Annotated in this window: 26 protein-coding genes and 1 other annotated feature; of the genes, 19 read left to right on the top strand and 7 right to left on the bottom strand. The window is 39.1% G+C overall.

Annotated elements, in window-relative coordinates:
• Window positions 1-55 precede the first annotated feature (55 nt).
• From D8855_RS03070 to D8855_RS03040, 5 genes are all read left to right on the top strand, one after another.
• Entirely contained in the window at window positions 56-895 is an 840-nt protein-coding gene (locus tag D8855_RS03070; protein ID WP_070478809.1) for a DegV family protein, read from the top strand.
• 107 nt (window positions 896-1,002) lie between these two features.
• A complete protein-coding gene (locus tag D8855_RS03065) occupies window positions 1,003-1,278 on the top strand; it encodes an HU family DNA-binding protein (RefSeq protein ID WP_001284640.1) in 276 nt (91 codons plus the stop codon).
• 2,043 nt (window positions 1,279-3,321) lie between these two features.
• Window positions 3,322-3,963, top strand: a complete 642-nt coding sequence (locus D8855_RS03050) for an amino acid ABC transporter permease (RefSeq protein ID WP_049487112.1) — start codon at window positions 3,322-3,324, stop codon at window positions 3,961-3,963.
• Between the two features lie 9 nt (window positions 3,964-3,972).
• Entirely contained in the window at window positions 3,973-4,602 is a 630-nt protein-coding gene (locus tag D8855_RS03045; RefSeq protein ID WP_004261430.1) for an amino acid ABC transporter ATP-binding protein, read from the top strand.
• Window positions 4,603-4,611: 9 nt separating this feature from the next.
• Window positions 4,612-5,451: an amino acid ABC transporter substrate-binding protein gene (locus D8855_RS03040; RefSeq protein WP_125415951.1), complete on the top strand. Its 840-nt coding sequence runs from the start codon at window positions 4,612-4,614 to the stop codon at window positions 5,449-5,451.
• Window positions 5,452-5,512: 61 nt separating this feature from the next.
• Here the strand turns inward: D8855_RS03040 and lysS are convergent, their stop codons facing one another.
• From lysS to D8855_RS03015, 5 genes are all read right to left on the bottom strand, one after another.
• The gene (lysS, locus tag D8855_RS03035; protein WP_042751371.1) at window positions 5,513-7,003 is read right to left on the bottom strand and encodes a lysine--tRNA ligase; all 1,491 of its coding nucleotides are present in this window, start codon (window positions 7,001-7,003) and stop codon (window positions 5,513-5,515) included.
• A 137-nt stretch (window positions 7,004-7,140) separates the two neighbouring features.
• Window positions 7,141-7,758 carry a histidine phosphatase family protein gene (locus D8855_RS03030; RefSeq protein ID WP_049487115.1) on the bottom strand — a complete coding sequence of 206 codons (618 nt, stop codon included), beginning with the start codon at window positions 7,756-7,758 and terminating at the stop codon, window positions 7,141-7,143.
• A 2-nt stretch (window positions 7,759-7,760) separates the two neighbouring features.
• On the bottom strand, window positions 7,761-8,240 hold the full coding sequence (locus tag D8855_RS03025; protein ID WP_042751369.1) for an aminoacyl-tRNA deacylase: 480 nt from the start codon (window positions 8,238-8,240) through the stop codon (window positions 7,761-7,763).
• Window positions 8,240-9,082: a DUF368 domain-containing protein gene (locus D8855_RS03020; protein WP_049487117.1), complete on the bottom strand. Its 843-nt coding sequence runs from the start codon at window positions 9,080-9,082 to the stop codon at window positions 8,240-8,242. Before D8855_RS03020 ends, D8855_RS03025 begins: the two co-directional genes overlap by 1 nt.
• Before the next feature lie 94 nt (window positions 9,083-9,176).
• Complete coding sequence (locus tag D8855_RS03015; protein ID WP_049487118.1) at window positions 9,177-9,977, bottom strand: glycoside hydrolase family 25 protein; 801 nt, start codon at window positions 9,975-9,977, stop codon at window positions 9,177-9,179.
• A gap of 155 nt (window positions 9,978-10,132) precedes the next feature.
• Between D8855_RS03015 and glmU the strand changes: the two genes are divergently transcribed.
• The 7 genes from glmU (at window position 10,133) to D8855_RS02980 (ending at window position 16,287) form a co-directional block, all read left to right on the top strand.
• Window positions 10,133-11,512: a bifunctional UDP-N-acetylglucosamine diphosphorylase/glucosamine-1-phosphate N-acetyltransferase GlmU gene (gene glmU, locus D8855_RS03010; protein ID WP_049552081.1), complete on the top strand. Its 1,380-nt coding sequence runs from the start codon at window positions 10,133-10,135 to the stop codon at window positions 11,510-11,512.
• A 9-nt stretch (window positions 11,513-11,521) separates the two neighbouring features.
• Window positions 11,522-12,067 (top strand): NUDIX hydrolase, encoded by a 546-nt coding sequence (locus tag D8855_RS03005; RefSeq protein WP_125415948.1) that lies wholly within the window; start codon window positions 11,522-11,524, stop codon window positions 12,065-12,067.
• 11 nt (window positions 12,068-12,078) lie between these two features.
• The gene (macP, locus tag D8855_RS03000; protein WP_049487121.1) at window positions 12,079-12,390 is read left to right on the top strand and encodes a cell wall synthase accessory phosphoprotein MacP; all 312 of its coding nucleotides are present in this window, start codon (window positions 12,079-12,081) and stop codon (window positions 12,388-12,390) included.
• A gap of 16 nt (window positions 12,391-12,406) precedes the next feature.
• Window positions 12,407-13,099, top strand: coding sequence for a 5'-methylthioadenosine/adenosylhomocysteine nucleosidase (locus D8855_RS02995; protein WP_049491391.1), 693 nt, complete (start codon window positions 12,407-12,409; stop codon window positions 13,097-13,099).
• 76 nt (window positions 13,100-13,175) lie between these two features.
• Complete coding sequence (gene rocS, locus D8855_RS02990) at window positions 13,176-13,667, top strand: chromosome segregation protein RocS (protein WP_000021242.1); 492 nt, start codon at window positions 13,176-13,178, stop codon at window positions 13,665-13,667.
• Window positions 13,668-13,924: 257 nt separating this feature from the next.
• Window positions 13,925-14,515, top strand: a complete 591-nt coding sequence (locus tag D8855_RS02985) for a 3'-5' exonuclease (protein WP_049488784.1) — start codon at window positions 13,925-13,927, stop codon at window positions 14,513-14,515.
• Window positions 14,516-14,523: 8 nt separating this feature from the next.
• Complete coding sequence (locus tag D8855_RS02980; RefSeq protein WP_049491393.1) at window positions 14,524-16,287, top strand: glycerophosphoryl diester phosphodiesterase membrane domain-containing protein; 1,764 nt, start codon at window positions 14,524-14,526, stop codon at window positions 16,285-16,287.
• A 173-nt stretch (window positions 16,288-16,460) separates the two neighbouring features.
• Here D8855_RS02980 and D8855_RS02975 read toward each other — a convergent pair whose 3' ends face one another.
• Both D8855_RS02975 and D8855_RS02970 read right to left on the bottom strand, forming a co-directional pair.
• Window positions 16,461-17,543 (bottom strand): DEAD/DEAH box helicase, encoded by a 1,083-nt coding sequence (locus D8855_RS02975; protein ID WP_049491394.1) that lies wholly within the window; start codon window positions 17,541-17,543, stop codon window positions 16,461-16,463.
• Window positions 17,540-18,517, bottom strand: coding sequence for a Gfo/Idh/MocA family protein (locus D8855_RS02970; RefSeq protein WP_125415945.1), 978 nt, complete (start codon window positions 18,515-18,517; stop codon window positions 17,540-17,542). The genes D8855_RS02975 and D8855_RS02970 overlap by 4 nt, the downstream gene beginning before the upstream one ends.
• 141 nt (window positions 18,518-18,658) lie before the next feature.
• Between D8855_RS02970 and D8855_RS02965 the strand changes: the two genes are divergently transcribed.
• From D8855_RS02965 to D8855_RS02930, 7 genes are all read left to right on the top strand, one after another.
• Window positions 18,659-19,363, top strand: coding sequence for a YoaK family protein (locus D8855_RS02965; RefSeq protein ID WP_080975911.1), 705 nt, complete (start codon window positions 18,659-18,661; stop codon window positions 19,361-19,363).
• 58 nt (window positions 19,364-19,421) lie between these two features.
• Window positions 19,422-19,601, top strand: a sequence feature (ribosomal protein L21 leader region).
• Between the two features lie 36 nt (window positions 19,602-19,637).
• The gene (rplU, locus tag D8855_RS02955) at window positions 19,638-19,952 is read left to right on the top strand and encodes a 50S ribosomal protein L21 (RefSeq protein ID WP_000109141.1); all 315 of its coding nucleotides are present in this window, start codon (window positions 19,638-19,640) and stop codon (window positions 19,950-19,952) included.
• A 15-nt stretch (window positions 19,953-19,967) separates the two neighbouring features.
• Entirely contained in the window at window positions 19,968-20,312 is a 345-nt protein-coding gene (locus D8855_RS02950; RefSeq protein WP_000613694.1) for a ribosomal-processing cysteine protease Prp, read from the top strand.
• 16 nt (window positions 20,313-20,328) lie between these two features.
• The gene (gene rpmA, locus D8855_RS02945) at window positions 20,329-20,622 is read left to right on the top strand and encodes a 50S ribosomal protein L27 (protein WP_000916509.1); all 294 of its coding nucleotides are present in this window, start codon (window positions 20,329-20,331) and stop codon (window positions 20,620-20,622) included.
• Window positions 20,623-20,851: 229 nt separating this feature from the next.
• On the top strand, window positions 20,852-21,760 hold the full coding sequence (locus D8855_RS02940) for a LysR family transcriptional regulator (RefSeq protein ID WP_049510248.1): 909 nt from the start codon (window positions 20,852-20,854) through the stop codon (window positions 21,758-21,760).
• Entirely contained in the window at window positions 21,757-22,218 is a 462-nt protein-coding gene (lspA, locus tag D8855_RS02935; RefSeq protein ID WP_020901753.1) for a signal peptidase II, read from the top strand. Before D8855_RS02940 ends, lspA begins: the two co-directional genes overlap by 4 nt.
• Window positions 22,208-23,098: an RluA family pseudouridine synthase gene (locus tag D8855_RS02930; protein WP_049510250.1), complete on the top strand. Its 891-nt coding sequence runs from the start codon at window positions 22,208-22,210 to the stop codon at window positions 23,096-23,098. Before lspA ends, D8855_RS02930 begins: the two co-directional genes overlap by 11 nt.
• Window positions 23,099-23,203 lie beyond the last annotated feature (105 nt).

Below are 23,203 nucleotides of genomic sequence, written 5' to 3'. Positions count from 1 at the left end.
ATATAATTAGAAGTAAGAAAAACAATCTGAATCCTAAAATAGAAAGATTGATACTATGACAAAAATTAAGATTGTAACCGATTCATCTGTTACTATTGAACCAGAACTCGTAAATCAATTAGGTATCACTATTGTTCCATTATCTGTAATGATCGATAATGTTGTTTATTCTGATGCGGATTTGAAAGAAGAAGGTAAATTTCTTCAGTTGATGCAAGCAAGTAAGAATCTTCCAAAAACAAGCCAGCCCCCTGTAGGTGTCTTTGCTGAAGTTTTTGAAGACCTATGCAAAGATGGTAGCCAGATTCTTGCTATTCATATGTCTCATGCTCTTTCTGGTACTGTAGAAGCGGCACGTCAAGGTGCTAGCTTATCTACTGCCGATGTGACAGTTATTGATAGTTCATTCACTGATCAAGCCTTGAAATTCCAAGTTGTTGAGGCTGCGAAGTTAGCACAAGAAGGCAAAGAGTTGGAGGAAATCTTATCTCATGTAGAAGAGGTTAAAAACCACACAGAACTCTATATTGGCGTTTCAACTTTGGAAAATTTAGTAAAAGGTGGACGAATTGGCCGTGTAACTGGATTGTTGAGCTCACTTCTCAATATACGTGTTGTCATGCAGATGAAAGACCATGAATTGCAGCCAATCGTTAAAGGTCGTGGAGCTAAAACTTTTAAAAAATGGTTGGATGAGCTGACAAGTTCGCTAACTGAACGTTCTGTAGCAGAGATTGGAATTTCATATTCTGGTAGTGCTGATTGGGCAAAAGAGATGAAAGAAAGCTTACAAGCTTATGTTGAAAAGCCTATTTCAGTTTTGGAAACGGGCTCTATTATTCAAACTCACACGGGTGAGAATGCTTGGGCTGTTTTAGTACGTTACCACTCCTAAAAAAATAAATAAAATGGGAAGAAATAGCGTTTTTAACTTGACCTAAAAGGGATTTTAGGATATGATTATATTTGTTAATTAGAAATTAAATTGGAGGAATCATTAACATGGCAAACAAACAAGATTTGATCGCTAAAGTAGCAGAAGCTACAGAATTGACTAAGAAAGACTCAGCAGCAGCAGTTGAAGCTGTATTCGCAGCAGTAACTGAGTACCTTGCAGCTGGTGAAAAAGTTCAATTGATCGGTTTTGGTAACTTTGAAGTTCGTGAGCGTGCTGCACGTAAAGGTCGCAACCCACAAACTGGTAAAGAAATCAAAATTGCAGCTTCTAAAGTTCCAGCATTCAAAGCTGGTAAAGCTCTTAAAGACGCTGTTAAATAATCAATCTATAAAAAGCCTATTGTATCAAGCTTTCTAGCTTGAGCAGTAGGCTTTTATTTTTGTTTTGGGGCATTTTTGGGGCAAAACTATAAATTATCTAGTAGGTCGAGGATATTATCATCCATCTTCTTTGTAACGTGTGTGTAGATTTTGTCTATTGTTCTAGAATCATAACGTCCTACTCTTGCCATAATTGCTTTTAGAGTTACGCTATTCTGCTTACGAGAGTATGCCTAAAGATGTGGTAGGTGAGGTGCCTATCAATGGATTCTTCAAGTTGTGTATTTGTTTTCAGATTTAAATCTTCAATAGTTTTTACGATTTTTGGCAGTTCCGCTCGTCATGCAGAATTATATTCGATATACTCAAGGTTCACTGTGTAATCAAGAGGCAGGTTTAAGATTAATTTAGATCACTCTGATTGTGACTTTGAAAGATCAAGTTTGATTAGAAAGCGTTGAATGTATTTTATATCGATATAAATCTAAAATGCCTATTTAAAATCATTCATGCTACTATTAAGAGAGCTGATATAGCTCCCTTAGATTTTTTTTGGTAAAAAGTCCACCACTCTTCTAAAAAAGTGAAATTTACTTTAATATATAGCTTAGATACTGCAACAAATGGTCATTATGCTACTATTGTATATGGATATAATGCTGAAAAGTTGAAGAAATTTAAATGTCGACTGAATAAGACAGATATAGGATAAGAAGAGAGAGCCAGATATCCTTTTATCTTTATATTATCGTGATTCCTTAATTTTAATGGATACAGTAGAAAACGAAATTGTAGAAGTAAAAAAATTGAAAAGCAGTTGGAATTTATTGCTAATCTCTGAGATGATGTAACTATTAATGATTTACTGAAATAAACAGATTTCGCAAAAATTATGTCTAGCTTTACAGAATTTCATGCTCACTGAGTAGGTGATGTAGAGCCAAAGAGGAAGTGATGGCACTTGATCAAACCTTCAAACGTTTTTATAGTTTTATCAGGAAAGTTAAAGAGGGGCTTCTGGTGTGAGTATTCGTGAGTTCATGAAAGGCGATAATTGAGGCCTGGTAATGATGGGAAAGAGTGATAAAGAAGAACTAATCGATCTAGCTGATTTTGAACTTTAACTTGTCAATGTAGCTATAAGAGAGTATAATAATTTTAAAAAGATGGGAGCTATAAGGATAAGCAATTTGTTATACCAGTGAGAGTTGATGAGAGAATTTTAAATAAACTCGATTTTGTATCAACAAAGCCACAATAAGGACGGTCAGAAACGATTGGTAAAGGAATAGAGAGGCTCTATAGTGAGCTGGGGAAAAAGATGACTAGAAAAGGATTGATTTAGGCACATATTTGGTTAGGTGTGGCTATTTCTGCCTTAGCACTCTATACCTACACGATTGTTTATATTTTTAATTATGATATAGAAGAAAATGGAAGAAATCTTTGTAACTTTTATTATGTTGGTAATTTATGCACCATTCTTTCCGTTATTTTTGATATCAGTTGGAGGATTATCTTTATTGGTTTGCGTAGAATTAGCTTATCGTAATTTGCAACGATATAAAGAAATTAAAAAGTCCTTTCTTTTTGATAGTACTTTTACAAATAAAAGTCTTAGTAATATAATAGAACTATAGAATGTGAGGTGGAAGAAATGTTTCGAAAAGAAAAAGCACGCAAGAGATTTTACTTTTGGTTTATTATTTTTATCCTTTATCTTTCTTTTGGATTGTATTGTATTTGTACAAATTTTGGAGATACCTTGGGTATGATTTTACTATCACCTTTTATCTTTGCTTCCCTGCCACTCTATGCTTATTTAGTCCTTGGTTTGTTTATCTGGGGGTTCATGAGTCTTGCTATGGATGATGTTATGGATCTTTAGTTAAAGGAAAGCTAAGATCGAGAAAGGACACATTTCGTCCTTTCTTTTTTGATAGATATAGTTTTTCTTTTTAAAAGAGTATTTTTTTACAAAAATTCTTGGATATTTTGTTTATTTATGCTATAATGGGAACAATTATTTTTAGGAGGTGCAGTATGTCTTATTTGTTTGAGATATTACCGAGTTTATTGAGCGGTGCAAGCATGACTTTGCAGGTTTTTGCACTGGTCTTGATTTTTTCTATTCCCTTGGGCGTTTTGATTGCCTTTGCCTTGCAAGTCCATTGGAAGCCCCTCCATCATCTGATTAACATTTATATCTGGATCATGCGAGGCACACCCTTGCTCTTGCAATTGATCTTTATCTATTATGTGCTCCCAAGCATTGGGATTCGTTTGGATCGCCTTCCTGCAGCCATCATTGCCTTTGTTCTCAATTATGCAGCTTACTTTGCTGAAATCTTTCGTGGAGGGATTGATACCATTCCTAAAGGTCAATATGAGGCTGCTAAGGTTTTGAAGTTTAGTCCCTTTGACACAGTTCGCTATATTATCTTACCCCAAGTGACCAAGATTGTTCTTCCTAGCGTATTTAACGAAGTCATGAGTTTGGTCAAGGATACCTCTCTGGTCTATGCTCTAGGAATTTCAGATCTTATCTTGGCTAGTCGAACAGCTGCAAACCGTGATGCTAGCCTGGTTCCTATGTTCTTGGCAGGAGCCATTTACTTGATTTTGATTGGGATTGTGACCATTCTTGCCAAAAAAGTTGAGAAGAAATACAGTTACTATAGATAGGAGGCTGCCATGTTAGAATTACGAAATATCAATAAAGGGTTTGGTGAAAAGCAAATTTTGTCTAATTTCAGTCTAAAAATTCCTGAAAAGCAAATCCTAGCTATCGTTGGGCCTTCGGGTGGAGGTAAGACGACTCTCTTACGCATGCTTGCGGGTCTTGAAACCATTGATTCAGGGCAAATATTTTATAATGGAGAACCTTTAGAATTGGATGAACTGGAGAAGCGCAATCTACTGGGATTTGTATTCCAAGATTTTCAACTGTTCCCTCATTTATCAGTTCTAGACAATTTGACCTTATCGCCCGTAAAAACCATGGGAATGAAGCAGGATGAGGCTGAGCAGAAGGCGCGAGGTCTTTTGGAACAATTAGGACTGGCAGGACATGCAGATGCTTATCCCTTCTCACTATCAGGTGGGCAAAAGCAAAGGGTGGCCTTGGCGCGTGCTATGATGATTGACCCAGAAATCATAGGTTACGATGAACCAACTTCTGCCCTAGATCCTGAATTACGCTTGGAAGTGGAAAAACTGATCTTGCAAAATAGGGAACTTGGCATGACCCAGATTGTGGTTACCCACGATTTACAATTCGCTGAAAATATTGCAGATCAGATTCTCAAGGTTGAGCCCAAGTAGGAGGTGCCGATGACTAATAAGAAAATTGTCTTGGTGTTGGTTTCGTTCCTGACTCTCTTCTTAACAGCCTGTACTCAGAAGGCTAGTGATCCAAAGCAGGATAACTGGGATAAGTATCAAGAGCAGGGGAGTATAACCATTGGTTTTGACAATACCTTTGTACCCATGGGATTTGAAGAAAAGAATGGCCAATATACAGGCTTTGATATTGATTTGGCGCAAGCAGTTTCTGAAAAATTAGGTGTCAAGGTGCAATTCCAGCCAATCGACTGGGATATGAAGGAGACGGAACTGCAAAATGGAACCATAGATGCCATTTGGAATGGCTATTCTGCGACTGATGAACGCCGAGAAAAAGTTGCCTTTAGTATTCCTTATATGGAAAATCAGCAAGTACTAGTTACGAAGAAAAGCAAGCAAATTCGTTCAGTAGAGGATATGAAGGATAAGACCTTGGGAGCTCAAGCAGGTTCCTCTGGTTATTTAGACTTTGAAGCTCAGCCAGACTTACTGAAAAATCGTGTTAAAGACCAGAAGGCTAATCAATACCAGAGTTTCAATGAAGCCTTAATTGATTTGAAAAATGTTCGGATTGATGCTTTGTTGATTGACCGAGTGTATGCTAATTATTACCTCCAGTCTGAGGGGATATTAAATGATTACAATGTCTTTTCAGCTAGATTTGAAAGTGAATCTTTTGCTGTTGGAGTTAGACCAGCTGATAAAAGATTATTAACAGCATTAAACCAATCCTTTATTGAACTATATCAAGAAGGAAAGTTCCAGGAAATCAGCCAGAAATGGTTTGGAGAAGATGTGGCAACAAAAGAAGTGAAAAGTAGAGATTGAGTTTTTCCTCAGTCTCTTTTTGCATCAAAAAATCCTCTGGCAAGTACCAGAGGATAAGAGTTTATTTCATTGTTGGGAAGAGCAATACATCACGGATAGTGGTTGTATCAGTTAGGAGCATGCAGAGACGGTCGATACCGATTCCCAAACCACCTGTTGGTGGCATACCATATTCAAGAGCTTCAATGTAATCGTAGTCGATACCTGTTGCCTCATCGTCACCAAGTTCTTTAGCTTTAGCTTGGGCTTCAAAACGGCTAAGTTGGTCGATTGGATCATTCAATTCAGTAAAGGCATTTCCGTACTCTTTGGTCATGATGAAGAGTTCGAAACGGTCAGTAAAGCGTTCGTCTTCAGGATTCTTCTTAGCTAGTGGAGATACAGCTACTGGATGTCCATAGACAAAGGTCGGTTGGATCAAGGTTTCTTCAACAAACTCTTCAAAGAAGGCATTGATGATGTGGCCAACTTCAGTGTAGTGTTTCTCAACAGGAACTTTCTTCTCAGCAGCAATAGCTTTGGCTTCTTCCAAAGTCATGTTTTGCCAGAAATCGACACCAGTAATTTCTTTGATAGCATCCACCATGTGAACACGTTTAAATGGTTCATTGATTTTGATTTCAGTACCTTGGTAGTTAACTGGGCCATCACCTTTAACTGATTTAGCAGCGTGTTGGATAATACCTTCAGTCAAGTCCATGATGTCTTGGAAGTCTGCATAAGCTTGGTAAACTTCGATGGAAGTAAACTCCGGGTTATGAGTAGCATCCATTCCTTCGTTACGGAAGATACGGCCGATTTCATAGACACGTTCCATACCACCCACGATAAGGCGTTTCAAGTGAAGCTCAGTCGCGATACGAAGCACCATGTCAATGTTTTGGGCATTGTGGTGGGTGATAAATGGACGGGCAGCAGCACCACCAGCTTCGTTGTGAAGAACAGGTGTTTCCACCTCAAGAAAACCTTTTTGATCAAGGTAACGACGGATTTCAGAGATGATTTTTGAACGAGTGACAAAGCGCTCAAAACTTTCACGATTAGAAATCAAGTCAAGGTAACGTTTACGGTAAATTGTTTCAACGTCTGTCAAACCGTGGAATTTCTCTGGAAGAGGACGAAGGGCCTTAGACAAGTGTGTAATGTGGGTTGCCTTGATAGAGAGTTCTCCCATATCCGTACGCATGACTTCACCTTCGACACCAAGGAAATCACCAAGGTCTGCTTTTTTGAAGATTTCGTAGTTTTCTTCACCGACAGCATCCTTACGAACGTAGATTTGAATCTGCCCTTCGCGGTCTTGAAGGTGGGCAAAACCTACTTTACCTTTACCACGTTTGGTTACCAAGCGTCCTGCGATAGTAGCTGTTTCATTTTTATCGTGTAATTGTTCTTTATCGAGGTCAGCATATTTATCTTTTAATTCTTGTGAATTTGCAGTACGTTCAAAACGTTTTCCGAAAGGATCGATTCCTTGTTCACGGAGCGCAGCCATTTTTTCACGGCGAACGATCTGCTGGTCATTTAGTTCTTCCATATGTTCTGTTGACATGGGATCCTCCTAGTTTTACTCAAAATTGAATACGATGAGTCATTTTTTGCGATACTCCCATTTTATCATAAATAGCCAAGAAATTCACGGATAATCTTTCAAAACTAAAAAGAACTTGACGCTAAAATCAAGTTCTGTTATTGATAGGAAGTATCATTCCAAGTATCGAGAGTGAATGTTTCAAAATCATGGGTTTCTAGAATGGTTAGGCTGGCATTTGCTAGACCGCCATCTTTACGAAGAAGTGGCTCTTTATAACCTAGAAGAGTACGAAGACTGGCAGTAAGATTGGCGCCGTGTCCGACAATTAGAATACGCTCAGCTGGACTATCTTTTAATGATTTGATAAATTGGATGGTCCGTTTTGTAGTACTATAGAGGGATTCGGCTCCGAACATTTGAGTGTCAAATTGAGCAAGATTAGATCGGAAAGCTTTGATTTGTTGCGGGTAAATAGATTCCAAGGTTGCAATTTTCAAACCTTCCAACTTCCCCAGCTGCCATTCACGGAGATTAGGAACACTTTCTAAAGGACAGGGGGTCTGGAGTTGACTTTGGATAATTTCAGCAGATTTGACCGCTCGAGGTAAATCACTTGAATAAATTTGATCAAAAGGAATATCCTTGAGATACTGGCCTAGTTGTTTTAGGGTTTCAATGGATTCAGGAAGAAGGGGAGAATCACCACTAGCACCTTGAAAGCGTCCTTCTTGGTTCCAGACTGTACGACCGTGGCGGACAAAGTAGAGTTTCATTCTTAGTTGCCCTCCAAGATATCTACAAAGTCAGCTTTTACAAAGCTAGCCAAGTCTTGCGGTGCGACGATAATGCTGTGACCAACTTCGCCTGCAGAGACAATCATTTGATCCAAGTCTAGAGCAATCTTATCGATAAAAATGGGATAATTGTGTTTCTGACGAATTCCGACAGGATTATTTGCTCCATGAATGTAACCAGTTGTTTTTTCCAAGTCCTTTTGTGGAATCATGCTCACTTTTTTATTGCCAGAAATTTTGGCTAGTTTCTTTTCCGACAAGTGTTGAGTGATAGGGACAATTCCGATAATCGGTCCTGTTTTATCTCCCAAAAGAGCCAAGGTTTTGAAAATCTGATCTCGTTCATAATCTTGAGGAAGTTCTCCTTCCAGGGCATTGATTTGAATCCCCTGATGTGGGATACCTGCTTTAGACAGGATTTGTTCCACCAATGTTTTTTTGACTTTAACTTTTTTTGCCATTATTTATATTTATCCTCCAATTGGCTCATCCAAATACCAAGCCAGATTCCCAGTGCAAAGAAGAAGGCGATGATGACATACCCAACAAGAGAAATACCAGTGTATTGGATACTTTCAGCGTTTCCTGCATTTGGAATCAAGATCAAAAGGGTACTTGATAGGACGATACCGATGATGAAATGATAGACGCGTGAGTGGTAGTTGTTTAAGGCATAATCCATCAATTTTGAAAAAATAATGAGAGTTGCACCTGCCCCGATTCCAATCGGGAAGAAGGTTCCCAAGAGGTCAAAGGTTTTAAAACCAGTCAACATAGGAGCATAGAGACCCAAAATCAAAAGTAGATTTGATGGACTGAGGCCAGGAACTAATACGCCAAGAGCCAGCAGTGCACCTGCTAGGACGAAATTAAGAAAGTTGGCGCTCAAGGTTCCAACGACAAAATTTAAGGCATAGAGTCCTAATCCAGAAATGATAAAGGTTATCCAGAACCAGACTAAATCAATCTTGTCTCGATCAGATTCTCGAGTTGATTCTTTGAGGAGGCTAGGAACTGTACCAATGATAGCTCCTGCAAAGCTCCATAAGACAAAGACCTGATAATTTTCAAGCAGGTATTCAATCGGGTAGGAAAATAAGCCGATTCCCAGAAGCATACCAATGGCAACTGGAATAAAGTACAAAACATTTTCTTTAAAGTCTTTAAAGGGATGAGCTAGAAAGCCAATCATTCGTTCATAAATACCTAAGATTGCTGCTAAAACCCCTCCGGAAATTCCCGGTAGAATAAATCCAAGAGCAATGACAATCCCTTTAATAACGCGTGCTAACCATGAGAGCATATTTTTCCTCCAACTATTTCTATTTCAAAAAATCCTTACTATATTGTATCACAATCTAAAACAAAAAGAAAAAGCAAATGAGAAACAAATGCTTTTAAGGTTTTAAAAAGAGTTTTCTAAAGGTTTCTTCTTTATTTTTTAAAGAAGAGATGACGTTGATATCCAAATCGTGGTCAAAGCCAGCAATTTTTCCTTTAGAAGTGTACTGGTGAATGTCATAATCTATATCAGTCTTAGGAGTTGCCTCGTAAAATCCTGAGTCAGAACCATAGGAAGGAATCCACACAGACGTAAACTTGTCAGTATCAATACTGTGTTCTTCCATGAAATAGACCCCAACGTAGATTCCGATATTTTTAGCACCTAGTGATTCTAGTTTTGCACGAAAGGCTTCAACACCTTCGTTCATATTGGACATGGTTTTTTCTTCCACATCTAGCCAATAGTAGCTAGGGCTGTATGGCGATGCGGAATTATAAAAACTTTCAGCAGCCTTTTCCATTTCTTGGATACTTTTTCCAGCTACATAGGCATAGACCCCAACTGGGACATTTCGTTTTTGAAACTCGGTAATATGGGTTTTAAAGGCCTTGTCTACCCCATTAACAAAGGAAGCATCATTCTCTTTTGAAGACTGAGCGCCACTATGGACGCGAACAATAGCTCCTGAAATGTTTTGGGAGAGAGTATCGTAATTAATTTCCTCAGGTCGTTGCCAACCAGAAACATCAATCACCGGTTTATCTATATTATGTAGCGCTTGCGATTCTACTTGCGCGATATTTGACTTTGTTTTTACAGGATGGTCCTCAAAACGAGGGCGATTTAGGATTAAAATGAAAATCATAATCCCAAAAAAACCAAACAAAATAAGCGGATTAATTTTCTTTCTCATATCTTATAATTTTACCTTATAAATGAAAAAAAATCAAAAAAAAATACTCAAAAAATGGGTTAATAGAGGACTTTAGAGCATTTTTTCATTCAAGAGCGCGGAATGATTTGAAATATGGTATAATAAAAGGGAATTTCTAGAGAAAAGAGAAGATTATGTCAAATTATGCCATTATTTTAGCAGCGGGTAAAGGAACTCGCATGAAATCGGATTTGCCAAAAGTTTTGCACAAGGTTGCGGGTATTTCTATGTTGGAACATGTTTTCCGTAGTGTGGGAGCTATCCAACCTGAAAAGACAGTCACAGTTGTCGGACACAAGGCAGAATTGGTTGAAGAGGTCTTGGCTGGACAGACAGAATTTGTGACTCAATCTGAACAGTTAGGGACTGGTCATGCGGTTATGATGACAGAGCCAATTTTGGAAGGTTTGTCAGGTCACACCTTGGTCATCGCAGGAGATACTCCTTTAATCACAGGTGAAAGCTTGAAAAACTTGATTGATTTCCACATCAATCATAAAAATGTGGCGACTATCTTGACTGCTGAAACAGATAATCCTTTTGGCTATGGACGAATTGTACGTAATGACAATGCTGAAGTTCTTCGCATTGTGGAGCAGAAGGATGCTACAGATTTTGAGAAACAAATCAAGGAAATCAATACTGGAACATATGTTTTTGATAACGAGCGTTTGTTTGAGGCTTTGAAAAATATCAATACCAATAACGCTCAAGGTGAATACTATATTACAGATGTCATTGGCATTTTCCGTGAAGCTGGTGAAAAAGTTGGCGCTTATACTTTGAAAGATTTTGATGAAAGTCTTGGGGTAAATGACCGTGTGGCACTTGCGACAGCTGAGTCAGTTATGCGTCGTCGCATCAATCATAAGCATATGGTCAATGGTGTTAGCTTTGTCAATCCAGAAGCAACTTATATCGATATTGATGTTGAGCTTGCGCCTGAAGTTCAAATCGAAGCCAATGTTACCTTGAAGGGGCAAACGAAAATTGGTGCTGAGACTGTTTTGACAAATGGAACTTATGTGGTAGATAGTACTATCGGAGCAAGAGCTGTTATTACCAACTCTATGATTGAGGAAAGTAGTGTTGCAGACGGTGTAACAGTCGGTCCTTACGCCCACATTCGTCCAGGTTCAAGTCTGGGTGCCCAAGTTCATATTGGTAACTTTGTTGAGGTGAAAGGTTCTTCTATCGGCGAAAATACTAAGGCTGGTCATTTGACTTATATCGGAAACTGTGAAGTGGGTAGCAAGGTTAATTTTGGTGCTGGAACCATTACAGTCAACTATGACGGCAAAAACAAATACAAGACAGTTATCGGCAACAATGTCTTTGTTGGTTCAAATTCAACCATTATTGCGCCAGTAGAACTTGGTGACAATTCCCTCGTTGGTGCGGGTTCAACTATTACCAAAGACGTGCCAGCAGATGCGATTGCGATTGGTCGCGGTCGTCAGGTCAATAAAGACGAATATGCAACACGCCTTCCTCATCATCCTAATAATCAGTAGGAGCTTATCATGGAATTTGAAGAAAAAACGCTTAGCCGAAAAGAAATCTATCTTGGACCAATTTTTAAACTGGTCCAAGATCAGGTTAAATTACCAGAAGGCAAGGGAACTGCCCAACGGGATTTGATTTTCCACAATGGAGCTGTCTGTGTTTTAGCAGTAACGGATGAGCAAAAACTTATCTTGGTCAAGCAGTACCGCAAAGCCATTGAGGCAGTCTCTTACGAAATTCCAGCCGGAAAATTAGAAGTAGGAGAAAATACAGACCCTGTTGCAGCAGCCCTTCGTGAATTAGAGGAAGAAACAGCCTATACAGGGAAATTAGAACTCTTGTACGATTTTTACTCAGCCATTGGCTTTTGTAATGAAAAATTAAAACTATACCGAGCAAGCGATTTGACGAAAGTGGAAAATCCGCGTCCGCAGGATGAAGATGAGACCTTGGAAGTCCTTGAAGTGAACTTAGAGGAAGCCAAGGAATTGATCCAATCAGGTCATATCTGTGATGCCAAGACGATTATGGCTGTTCAGTATTGGGAATTACACAAAAAATAGAGGAGGTCAGTATGGGTAAACCTTTATTAACGGATGAAATGATTGAAAGAGCTAATAGAGGCGAAAAGATTTCAGGTCCTCCTTTGCTAGATGATGAGGAGACAAAAATTTTACCAACCTCTTCTTCCCGTTTTGGTTATGTCAACCCTAAGGATCATGGTTTTAGCCAAGAAACCTTGAAGATTCAGGTCGAACCGTCTATTCATAAAAGCCGTCGCATTGAAAATACCAAGAGAAATGTCTTCAATTCTAAACTGAATAAAATCTTATTTGCAGTCATCTTTCTCTTAATTTTGCTTGTCTTAGCAATGAAACTTTTGTAATAGAAAAGGAATTGAAATGAAAATAGGAATTATTGCGGCTATGCCAGAAGAACTAGCGTATCTGGTCCAGTATCTAGAAAATGCCCAGAAGCAAGTTGTTTTAGACAATACCTATCATACTGGAACCATTGCCTCGCATGAAGTCGTTCTTGTAGAAAGTGGAATTGGTAAGGTCATGTCTGCTATGAGTGTGGCGATTTTGGCTGATCATTTTCGAGTGGATGCTTTGATTAACACGGGATCTGCTGGTGCAGTAGCAGAGGGTATCGCTGTTGGGGATGTCGTGATTGCTGACAAATTAGCCTATCATGATGTGGATGTTACAGCTTTTGGCTATGCTTATGGACAAATGGCACAACAACCGCTTTATTTTGAATCAGATAAAACTTTTATTGCTCAAATCCAAGAGAGTTTATCTCAATTGGACCAGAACTGGCATCTTGGTTTGATTGCTACAGGAGATAGTTTTGTTGCTGGAAATGACAAGATAGAAGCGATTAAGTCCCATTTCCCAGAAGTTTTTGCTGTTGAGATGGAGGGGGCAGCTATTGCTCAGGCAGCGCATGCCCTTAATCTTCCAGTTTTAGTCATCCGAGCTATGAGTGACAATGCCAACCATGAAGCAAACATCTCTTTTGATGAGTTTATTATCGAAGCTGGACGTCGCTCTGCCCAAGTCTTATTAGCCTTTTTGAAAGCTTTAGATTAAGCGGAAATTTGACAGTTTTTCTAGCTTATGATAAGATTTAAGTAAAGAAAAGCTAGAAAACGTTTCAGAGGATATTATGAGTATTGAAATGACCGTCAGTGAGATTGCAGAGGTCTTAGGATTATCTCGCCAAGCAATCAATAACCGTGTCAAAGAATTACCAGAAGAAGACACAGATAAAAATGACAAAGGGGTAACAGTCGTTACCAGAAGTGGATTGATTAAGCTAGAAGAAATCTATAAAAAAACGATTTTTGAAGATGAGCCTGTCAGTGAAGATGTCAAGCAACGTGAACTGATGGAGATTCTGGTTGATGAGAAGAATGCTGAAATTCTTCGTCTCTATGAACAATTAAAAGCCAAGGATCGTCAGTTATCAGAAAAAGACGAGCAGATGCGTATCAAAGACCGTCAGATTGCTGAGAAAGACAAACAACTCGATCAGCAGCAACAATTGACCCTTCAAGCCATGAAGGATCAAGAAAATCTTAAGCTAGAGCTGGACCAAGCAAAAGAAGAAGTCCAATCAACTAAGAAAGGCTTTTTTGCTCGTTTATTTGGAGGATAATCAAGGAGCTGTTTAGGTTAAATGCTAACCTGATGGCTTCTTTTATTTCTAATCTAAATAGTATAGTTGCTCAAGTAATACTCAATGAAAATCAAAGAGCAAACTAGGAAGCTAGCCGCAGGCTGCTCAAAACACTGTTTTGAGGTTGTGGATAGAACTGACGAAGTCAGTAACATATACCTACGGCAAGGCGACGTTGACGTGGTTTGAATTTGATTTTCGAAGAGTATAAAATAACAGTAGAGGAGAGGTATAGAATGGAACGATTAGAAGAGTACATTGCTTTCGATTTAGAATTTAATCAGCACGAGGGACAAACACACTTGATTCAAGTATCGGCAGTGCATTTTAGAGATGGTCAGGAAATAGATGCCTATGATTCTTATGTTCATACCAGTGTACCTCTAAAAAGTTTTATCAATGGTTTGACTGGGATTACAGCCGAGACCTTAAAAGATGCTCCTCCAGTGGAGAAAGTTATAAAAGATTTCCAAGAGTTTGTGGGTTCTTTACACATGGTTGGCTACAATGCTGCTAAAAGTGATTTGCCTATTCTAGCAGAGCATGGTTTAGACTACAGCCTGCAATATAAGGTGGATTTGTATGATGAAGCTTTTGAACGTCGGAGTTCGGATTTACATGGTATTGCCAATCTCAAATTGCAAACCGTTGCCTCCTTTCTTGGATTTCAAGGTCAGTCTCATAATAGCTTAGAGGATGCACGGATGACAGCGCGTGTTTACGAGTCCTTTCTAGAGTCGGATCAAGCTAGAGAATTGTTAGGGGCAGAAAGTAGCCTCTCGAATAATCCTTTTGGAGGCTTGGACTTGTCTCAATTATTTGACTAGGAGTACCTATGAAACCTGAAAAACCTAAAAATCTAGGTTTTAAGCAGATATACTTTAATCTAGATAAAATTCTCTTTCTCTTTTTCTTGACTTTCATGATGATTGAGTTTGTCTGGTTACCATCAAATTCTTGGATTGCTGGACTTTTGCTCCGTCAGACAGGCTATCTCTTTCTTTCTTACAATAATATTTTTGCAATTATAACGGGTTCACCCTTTATTAGTCTTGCTTTATTTGTTCTGGTAATTGTTAATTTATTGGTCGCCTATTACCAGATAGGACTTCTCTTTATTGGTGCTCGGCATTTATTATGTCATGAAAAGAGAACCTTGCTAGAGTACAGTCGCAAGGTCTTTCACCAAAGTTTCTTGTTTATGAAGCAAGTCACGCTTGCAAAGATAGCCTTTATCTTCTTTTATGTCATGATGCTCTTTCCATTGATTCGAAAGATTTTAAAGATTTATTACCTCAATAAAATTGTCATTCCGGACTTTATCGTTGATTATGTGGAAGACAAGTATTGGCTAGTAGGTATAGTGGTTACTATTCTGGCTTTACTGCTATTTTACATTTCAGTACGGTTGATGTTTGCCCTACCTCAGCTTTTATTTGAAAAGAAAACAGTCAAAGAAGCTGTCAGATACAGTCTAGAGAAGACAAGAAAGCACTCCTGGTTTTATACTTGGAACTTGCTTTGGATTGTCGTCAAAACCTACCTATTTTTCATTCTTCTGTTGATTCCAATCTTGGCAAGTCAGGCACTGATGGATGGTTTGACCCATAAGGAATCTCTTGTGATGGGAATTATTAACTTTGTCTTGATTAAGAATTTCCACTATATGGCCTTGACTTATTTTCTCATTAAGTTTGTTTCCTTCTTAACAGGAGAAGAATTAGAAATCACACCGAGGAGAAAGAAAGACCACTGGATGAGATGGGGAGTGATGGGCTGTGCTGGTATCTTTTTCGCTCTCGAGGGTTATGTTTATTTAGAAGCTCCAGTTGCCAATAAACCTTTGATTATCTCTCACAGGGGAGTATCTAATAAGAATGGTGTGCAGAATACAGTTCAATCTTTAGAAAAGACAGCCCAACTAAGTCCAGACTTTGTTGAGACAGATGTTCAGGAAACGAAAGATGGCCAGTTTGTCATGATGCATGATGCCAATATCAAGAATCTGACAGGAGTTAATGCCAATCCTCAAGATCTCACTTTGGAAGAATTAACTAAACTCGATATTTCAGAAAATGGTTATCATAGCAAAGTGTCTAGTTTTGATGACTACCTCAATAAAGCCAATGAATTGCATCAAAAACTCCTTATTGAGATTAAGACCAGTCGAAAAGATAGCCCTGATATGATGAAACGCTTTATGGAAAAATATGGAACGGTTCTTAAGCAGAATGGTCACCAAATGCAATCCTTGGACTACCATGTGATTGATCAGGTTTTAGCCTACGATTCTCAAATTCCAATCTATTTCATCCTACCTTATAATAGTATTTTTCCAAGAACCAAGGCTACAGGTTATACCATGGAGTATTCAACTTTAGATGAAAATTTTGTTAACAAGCTTTGGAATACCGATCAGAAATTGTACGTTTGGACCATCAATAGTTCAGAGTCCTTTGATAAATCAGTTCATTTGGGTGCAGACGGCATGATAACAGATGACTTGGAAATGATTCAAGATCAGGTTACTATTGCCCAAGAAGACCCAGAGTATACTGATTTGCTTTTCAAACAGGCTATGGAATTCTTTAATTTTTAGTAAGCAAAAAGAGCCTGAGACAAAATAGTTCTCAACCACAAAAAAGCAACGGCAAATACGTTGCTTTTTTGGAGATAAGGGACTATTGTCCTAGGCTCAGTCTTGAGATAAGGTCCTTAGAAACTCGTATTCTGAGGATTTTATTTTAAATCAGAGGTTGGCTCTCGCCAACCTTATTTGATATAGAGTTCTTGATTTTTTAGGACAATTTCACGGACACTTGTAAACTTCTTAAGTTTTTTGATTTCTTCTGGATGAGTGACGAGAGTAATAACATAACCTTCCTTGCCCATACGGCCAGTACGTCCAGCACGGTGAGTGTAGGTTTCGATATCTCTTGGGACATCAAAGTTTACGACGCATTCTAGACTATCGATATCAATTCCACGTGCCAGAAGGTCTGTTGCGAGAAGTAGGGTTAGTTGCTTGTCTTTAAACTTTTCTAAGATAACTTTTCTAAATTTAACATTGACATCACTAGCGAGGGAAACAGCCAAGATATCCCGATACTGTAATTTTTCCTCTGCGCTTCCAAGGTCTGATAGGCTGTTAAAGAAGACCAGACCGCGGAAATCCTCCACATGAGCCAGTTTTCGTAGCATATCCACTCTGTGACGTTGATCTACCTGCATGTAGAAGTGTTGGATGTTGTCCAATTTTTGGTCAGAAAGATCAATGGTACGTGTGTTAGGCGCAATTTTTTCTTTGTTAAACTTGGTCGTCGCACTCATATAGACAAGTTGGTGGTCACGAGGTGCGTAGTGAGTAATTTTCTCGACAAAGTGTATCTGAGAATCATCGAGCAATTGGTCAAATTCATCTAGAATGATGGTTTCCACATTCATCATCTTGATTTTTTTTAATTTAATGAGTTCAAAGATACGGCCAGGAGTTCCAATCAGAATTTCTGGTCCTTTTTTTAGACGTTCAATCTGGCGTTTCTGACTCGAACCTGATAAGAAGAGTTGGGCAGTCAAGCCGATAGCTTCTGACCACGTTTTACATACGTCAAAAATCTGTCCAGCAAGCTCCGTATTTGGTGCTAGAATCAAGAGTTGCTGCGCTTTTTTCTTTTGTAGTCTGAGAAGACTTGGTAGAAGGTAAGCTAGGGTCTTACCAGTTCCTGTTGGGCTCACTCCTAGGAGGTTTTCTCCAGCAAGAAGGGGCTCAAATAGTTGAGTTTGAATGGAGGTGAATTCTTGGAAACCGAGTTGGTCACTCAGTTCTTGCCATTCAGTCGGTAGTTTGGTTTTCATTTTTCTGCCTCAAATCTAATGCCAGCAGTCTGGCGCATAGTATATAGTAGCTTATGAACTGAACTTGCATCTTCCAGCCAAGTTTGGTAGAGATTCAGATCTGGTTGCTGGATCATGTGTGCAAATGCAGCGACTTCCTCGGTCATCGTATGAGGAGCCTGTTGGATAGGGAGTTGGATTTGATTGCCTTGGTGGTCGGTAAAAATAGCCGAGCTGACATGCTCGATGGTGTTGAAGGTCAAGGTTCCATCTGTCGTATAAATTTCGCAAGGAAGATTGGAAGTGATGTTTTTCCCAGCTTTTATATGAATTTGAAAGTCAGGGTATAAGAGGATTCCGTCTCCATTCAGGTCCATGCTATTGTCAAGCTGTTGAGCCTGATAGGTCGCGTCTTGAGCTTTTCCAAAGAGACGAACGGCAGCGTAGAGAGGATAAATCCCCAAATCCATGAGAGCACCGCCAGCAAAACGATTTGAGAAGACATTTGGTGTCTCCCCAGTCAACAAGTTAGGCATTTTGGAAGAATACTTGGCATAGTTGAAATCTGCCCCTAAAATTTGCTTGTCTGCTAAAAAGTTTTTGATAGTAGTAAAAGCTTCTTCGTGGTAATTACGAGCTGCTTCGAAGATAAAACAGTGATTTTTCTCAGCTGTTTGAACCAAATCCAGCCATTCTTGTGGTTGAGTGACAGCTGGCTTTTCAAGAATGACGTGTTTTCCAGCAGATAATGCAACTTTTGCCTGAGCAAAATGCAAGGAGTTTGGACTAGCAATATAGACAACATCAAAGGAGCTCTTGAAGAAGTCCTCTACTTGATCAAAGAGTTGGATATCTTGATAGCGAGAAGCAAAGGTTGCCGCAGTTTCTAGTTTTCTAGAATAGACTGCGACCAGCTGGTATTCTCCACTGATATGGGCTGCTTCTATGAAGTGGTGACTGATAGCCCCTGTTCCAATGACACCTAATTTAAGCATAGTTACTCCTTTTCCGATTTCAAATCCTTCTTTCATTATAACATAGATAGACAGGACTATCCAACAGAGGGGAAAAAATTTCAAATAAGCTACTAGGTCTTTTCCAAAGAAAGTGGTACAATAATGAGATGAGTAAATGAAATGGGAGGGAAAATGAGGTTATTACCTATAAGAAAAATATCACGTCAGTCTAAGAGGCTAGCGCTTTTTTTGACTTTTTGTGCAGGATATGTAGACGCCTATACTTTTATTGTGCGAGGGAATACTCTTGTAGCTGGACAAACTGGGAATGTCGTCTTTCTATCCGTGGGGCTCATTCAACACAATGTTTCAGATGCTAGTGCCAAAGTAATGACCTTGCTAGCTTTTATGATGGGGGTCTTTTTACTAACGATTTATAAGGAAAAATTGAGAATTGTGAAAAAGCCCATTCTGTCATTGCTTCCTTTGGCAATCTTATCAATCATTATTGGTTTTGTGCCACAAACTGTAGATAATATCTATCTAGTACCGCCCTTGGCTTTCTGTATGGGACTGGTGACAACTGCTTTTGGTGAAGTGTCGGGTATTGCCTATAATAACGCTTTTATGACAGGGAATATCAAACGGACCATGCTAGCTTTTGGAGATTATTTTAGAACCAAGCACACTCCTTTTTTACGTGAAGGGTTCATATTTGTTAGCTTACTTAGTAGTTTTGTCCTTGGCGTTGTCTTTTCAGCTTATTTGACGATTTTCTATCATGAAAAGACCATTCTTGGTGTTCCTATTATGATGAGCATTTTTTACATTAGCATGCTTTTTGCCAAGTGGCGGAAAAAAGTAAAAGAAAAAGCTTCATTTTAGGTGTTATTGCTTGTAAGAAAATAGGAGATATGCTATACTTGAAGAGTTGACTATGCACAATCCTGTGCAACCGCACGAACATCGTTGCTCGTCGTATAACAAATTTAAACTTCGTCATTGTCGCCTTGCCTAACATAAGTTATGTCTTCGGCTCAATTCCTAGTTTATTCTTTGTTATACTTAGAGCTCTTCTTTTAAGTGGTTTGTCCCACGATGCTAGGCGAGTCTTCACAAAAAATTCGGGGAAACCCATAAAAATCATAGGAGGTGCATAATGAGCACATACGCAATTATCAAAACTGGCGGAAAACAAGTTAAAGTTGAAGTTGGTCAAGCAGTTTACGTTGAAAAATTGAACGTTGAAGCTGGTCAAGAAGTTACTTTTAACGAAGTTGTTCTTGTTGGTGGTGAAAACACTGTTGTCGGAACTCCACTTGTTGCTGGAGCTACTGTAGTTGGAACTGTTGAAAAACAAGGAAAACAAAAGAAAGTTGTTACTTACAAGTACAAACCTAAAAAAGGTAGCCACCGTAAACAAGGTCACCGTCAACCATATACAAAAGTTGTCATCAACGCAATTAACGCTTAATTTTAAGGAGAACACATGATACAAGCAGTCTTTGAGAGAGCCGAAGATGGCGAGCTGAGGAGTGCGGAAATTACTGGACACGCCGAGAGTGGCGAATACGGCTTTGATGTCGTGTGTGCATCGGTTTCTACGCTTGCCATTAACTTTATCAATTCTATTGAGAAATTTGCAGGCTATGAACCAATCCTAGAATTAAACGAAGATGAAGGTGGCTATCTGATGGTTGAAATACCAAAAGATCTTCCTTCACACCAGAGAGAAATGACCCAGTTATTCTTTGAATCATTTTTCTTAGGTATGGCAAACTTATCGGAGAACTCTTCTGAGTTCGTCCAAACCAGAGTTATCACAGAAAACTAACACGGAGGAAAACATTATGTTAAAAATGACTCTTAACAACTTGCAACTTTTCGCCCACAAAAAAGGTGGAGGTTCTACATCAAACGGACGTGATTCACAAGCGAAACGTCTTGGAGCTAAAGCAGCTGACGGACAAACTGTAACAGGTGGATCAATCCTTTACCGTCAACGTGGTACACACATCTATCCAGGTGTAAACGTTGGACGTGGTGGAGACGATACTTTGTTCGCTAAAGTTGAAGGCGTAGTACGCTTTGAACGTAAAGGACGCGATAAAAAACAAGTTTCTGTTTACCCAATCGCTAAATAAAAAGGTCCAGTGAACCTTTTTATCCCGAGCCTTGAAATGTAAAGGCGAGGAAGCTAGAAGTAGCATTAAATAAGGCTTTCCGAGTTTTCGGAGAGCCTATTTTTTGTTTTGATACCCATGATTTGTTCGTTCTTAGAGTAGATGCATTTTATGATTGAGATTATTTTTCTTCGATGGAAAACTTCTAAAATATGGTATAATGAAAAGATAAAGAAGTTGGGGGTAGAAGATGAACATTCAACAATTACGCTATGTTGTTGCCATTGCCAATAGTGGTACTTTCCGTGAAGCTGCTGAAAAGATGTATGTTAGTCAGCCGAGTCTGTCCATTTCTGTTCGTGATTTGGAAAAAGAGTTGGGTTTTAAGATTTTCCGTCGGACCAGCTCAGGGACTTTCTTGACTCGTCGTGGTATGGAATTCTATGAAAAAGCGCAAGAATTGGTTAAAGGATTTGATATTTTTCAAAATCAGTATGCTAATCCTGAAGAAGAAAAAGATGAATTTTCCATTGCCAGTCAGCACTATGACTTCTTGCCACCAACCATTACGGCCTTTTCAGAGCGCTATCCTGACTATAAGAACTTTCGTATTTTTGAATCAACTACTGTTCAAATCTTAGACGAAGTAGCGCAAGGGCACAGTGAGATTGGGATTATCTACCTCAACAATCAAAATAAAAAAGGGATCATGCAACGGATTGAAAAGCTAGGTCTGGAGGTCATTGAATTGATTCCCTTTCATACCCATATTTATCTTCGTGAAGGGCATCCTTTAGCCCAGAAAGAGGAATTGGTCATGGAGGATTTAGCTGATTTACCAACGGTTCGTTTTACTCAAGAGAAAGACGAGTACCTTTATTATTCAGAGAATTTTGTCGATACCAGTGCTAGTTCACAGATGTTTAATGTGACAGACCGTGCTACCTTGAATGGTATTTTAGAGCGGACGGACGCTTATGCGACAGGTTCTGGATTTTTAGATAGTGATAGTGTTAATGGTATCACAGTTATTCGTCTCAAGGATAACCTAGATAATCGCATGGTTTATGTTAAACGTGAAGAAGTGGAGCTGAGTCAAGCTGGGACTTTCTTTGTAGAAGTCATGCAAGAATATTTTAATCAGAAGAGGAAATCATGAAAAAAAGAGGAATAGTGGCAGTCATTGTACTGCTTTTGATTGGGCTTGATCAGTTGGTAAAATCCTATATCGTCCAGCAAATTCCATTGGGTGAAGTACGATCTTGGATTCCCAATTTCGTTAGCTTGACCTACCTGCAAAATCGAGGGGCAGCCTTTTCTATCTTACAAGATCAGCAGTTGTTATTCGCTGTCATTACTCTGGTTGTCGTGGTTGGTGCCATTTGGTATTTACATAAACATATGGAGGACTCACTCTGGATGGTCTTGGGTTTGACCTTGATTATTGCAGGTGGTCTTGGAAACTTTATTGACAGGATCAGTCAGGGCTTTGTTGTGGATATGTTTCATGTGGACTTTATCAATTTTGCAATTTTCAATGTGGCAGATAGCTATCTGACTGTTGGAGTGATTATTTTATTGATTGCGATGTTAAAAGAGGAAATAAATGGAAATTAAAATTGAAACTGGTGGCCTGCGTTTGGATAAGGCTTTGTCGGATTTGACAGAATTATCACGCAGTCTCGCGAATGAACAAATCAAATCAGGTCAGGTCTTGGTCAATGGCCAAGTCAAGAAAGCTAAATACACTGTCCAAGAGGGCGATATCGTCACTTACCATGTGCCAGAACCAGAGGTTTTAGAGTATGTGCCTGAGAATCTTCCGCTAGATATCATCTACCAAGATGAGGATGTGGCCGTCGTTAACAAGCCTCAAGGAATGGTTGTGCATCCGAGTGCTGGTCATACTAGTGGAACTCTGGTAAATGCCCTTATGTACCATATTAAGGATTTATCGGGTATCAATGGGGTTCTGCGTCCAGGAATTGTTCATCGTATTGATAAGGATACGTCAGGCCTTCTCATGATTGCTAAAAACGATGAGGCGCATCTAGCACTTGCTCAAGAACTCAAGGATAAAAAGTCTCTTCGCAAATATTGGGCGATTGTTCATGGAAATCTGCCTAATGATCGTGGTGTCATTGAAGCTCCGATTGGCCGTAGTGAAAAAGACCGTAAGAAACAGGCTGTGACTGCTAAAGGGAAGCCTGCAGTGACACGTTTCCACGTTTTGGAACGCTTTGGTGATTATAGTTTAGTGGAGCTGCAGTTGGAAACAGGCCGCACCCATCAAATCCGTGTTCACATGGCTTATATTGGTCATCCAGTCGCTGGTGATGAAGTCTATGGTCCTCGCAAGACTTTGAAAGGACATGGACAATTTCTTCATGCCAAGACTCTAGGATTTACGCATCCACGAACAGGTGAGATCTTGGAATTTACAGCAGATATCCCAGAGATTTTTAAGGAAACCTTGGAGAGATTGAGAAAGAATTAGATTTGATAAAAGGTTGAGATGGCTTGTCTCGACCTTTTTCCTATCAACTCTTTTCTATTTCCTGCCATTCATGTTATAATGGATAAATATGAAGAATCGGAGTGA

The sequence above is a fragment of the Streptococcus mitis genome (genome assembly GCF_003942685.1).
GTDB lineage: Bacteria > Bacillota > Bacilli > Lactobacillales > Streptococcaceae > Streptococcus > Streptococcus mitis_CD.
Note: the sequence above shows the minus strand (reverse complement) of the source record. Positions and strands in the feature narration are given on the sequence as shown.

Bases quoted from the DNA above. Each gene is read 5' to 3' on its own strand.
- macP (WP_049487121.1), top strand. From the start codon at position 12,079: ATGGGTAAACCTTTATTAACGGATGAAATGATTGAAAGAGCTAATAGA.
- D8855_RS03005 (WP_125415948.1), top strand. From the start codon at position 11,522: ATGGAATTTGAAGAAAAAACGCTTAGCCGAAAAGAAATCTATCTTGGA.
- rpmA (WP_000916509.1), top strand. From the start codon at position 20,329: ATGTTAAAAATGACTCTTAACAACTTGCAACTTTTCGCCCACAAAAAA.
- D8855_RS03050 (WP_049487112.1), top strand. From the start codon at position 3,322: ATGTCTTATTTGTTTGAGATATTACCGAGTTTATTGAGCGGTGCAAGC.
- D8855_RS03025 (WP_042751369.1), bottom strand. From the start codon at position 8,240: ATGGCAAAAAAAGTTAAAGTCAAAAAAACATTGGTGGAACAAATCCTG.
- D8855_RS02980 (WP_049491393.1), top strand. From the start codon at position 14,524: ATGAAACCTGAAAAACCTAAAAATCTAGGTTTTAAGCAGATATACTTT.
- rocS (WP_000021242.1), top strand. From the start codon at position 13,176: ATGAGTATTGAAATGACCGTCAGTGAGATTGCAGAGGTCTTAGGATTA.
- D8855_RS02940 (WP_049510248.1), top strand. From the start codon at position 20,852: ATGAACATTCAACAATTACGCTATGTTGTTGCCATTGCCAATAGTGGT.
- D8855_RS03065 (WP_001284640.1), top strand. From the start codon at position 1,003: ATGGCAAACAAACAAGATTTGATCGCTAAAGTAGCAGAAGCTACAGAA.
- D8855_RS03030 (WP_049487115.1), bottom strand. From the start codon at position 7,758: ATGAAACTCTACTTTGTCCGCCACGGTCGTACAGTCTGGAACCAAGAA.
- D8855_RS03015 (WP_049487118.1), bottom strand. From the start codon at position 9,977: ATGAGAAAGAAAATTAATCCGCTTATTTTGTTTGGTTTTTTTGGGATT.
- D8855_RS03020 (WP_049487117.1), bottom strand. From the start codon at position 9,082: ATGCTCTCATGGTTAGCACGCGTTATTAAAGGGATTGTCATTGCTCTT.
- D8855_RS02950 (WP_000613694.1), top strand. From the start codon at position 19,968: ATGATACAAGCAGTCTTTGAGAGAGCCGAAGATGGCGAGCTGAGGAGT.
- D8855_RS03045 (WP_004261430.1), top strand. From the start codon at position 3,973: ATGTTAGAATTACGAAATATCAATAAAGGGTTTGGTGAAAAGCAAATT.
- lspA (WP_020901753.1), top strand. From the start codon at position 21,757: ATGAAAAAAAGAGGAATAGTGGCAGTCATTGTACTGCTTTTGATTGGG.
- D8855_RS02930 (WP_049510250.1), top strand. From the start codon at position 22,208: ATGGAAATTAAAATTGAAACTGGTGGCCTGCGTTTGGATAAGGCTTTG.
- D8855_RS02995 (WP_049491391.1), top strand. From the start codon at position 12,407: ATGAAAATAGGAATTATTGCGGCTATGCCAGAAGAACTAGCGTATCTG.
- D8855_RS02985 (WP_049488784.1), top strand. From the start codon at position 13,925: ATGGAACGATTAGAAGAGTACATTGCTTTCGATTTAGAATTTAATCAG.
- rplU (WP_000109141.1), top strand. From the start codon at position 19,638: ATGAGCACATACGCAATTATCAAAACTGGCGGAAAACAAGTTAAAGTT.
- lysS (WP_042751371.1), bottom strand. From the start codon at position 7,003: ATGTCAACAGAACATATGGAAGAACTAAATGACCAGCAGATCGTTCGC.
- D8855_RS02970 (WP_125415945.1), bottom strand. From the start codon at position 18,517: ATGCTTAAATTAGGTGTCATTGGAACAGGGGCTATCAGTCACCACTTC.
- D8855_RS02965 (WP_080975911.1), top strand. From the start codon at position 18,659: ATGGGAGGGAAAATGAGGTTATTACCTATAAGAAAAATATCACGTCAG.
- D8855_RS02975 (WP_049491394.1), bottom strand. From the start codon at position 17,543: ATGAAAACCAAACTACCGACTGAATGGCAAGAACTGAGTGACCAACTC.
- D8855_RS03040 (WP_125415951.1), top strand. From the start codon at position 4,612: ATGACTAATAAGAAAATTGTCTTGGTGTTGGTTTCGTTCCTGACTCTC.
- glmU (WP_049552081.1), top strand. From the start codon at position 10,133: ATGTCAAATTATGCCATTATTTTAGCAGCGGGTAAAGGAACTCGCATG.
- D8855_RS03070 (WP_070478809.1), top strand. From the start codon at position 56: ATGACAAAAATTAAGATTGTAACCGATTCATCTGTTACTATTGAACCA.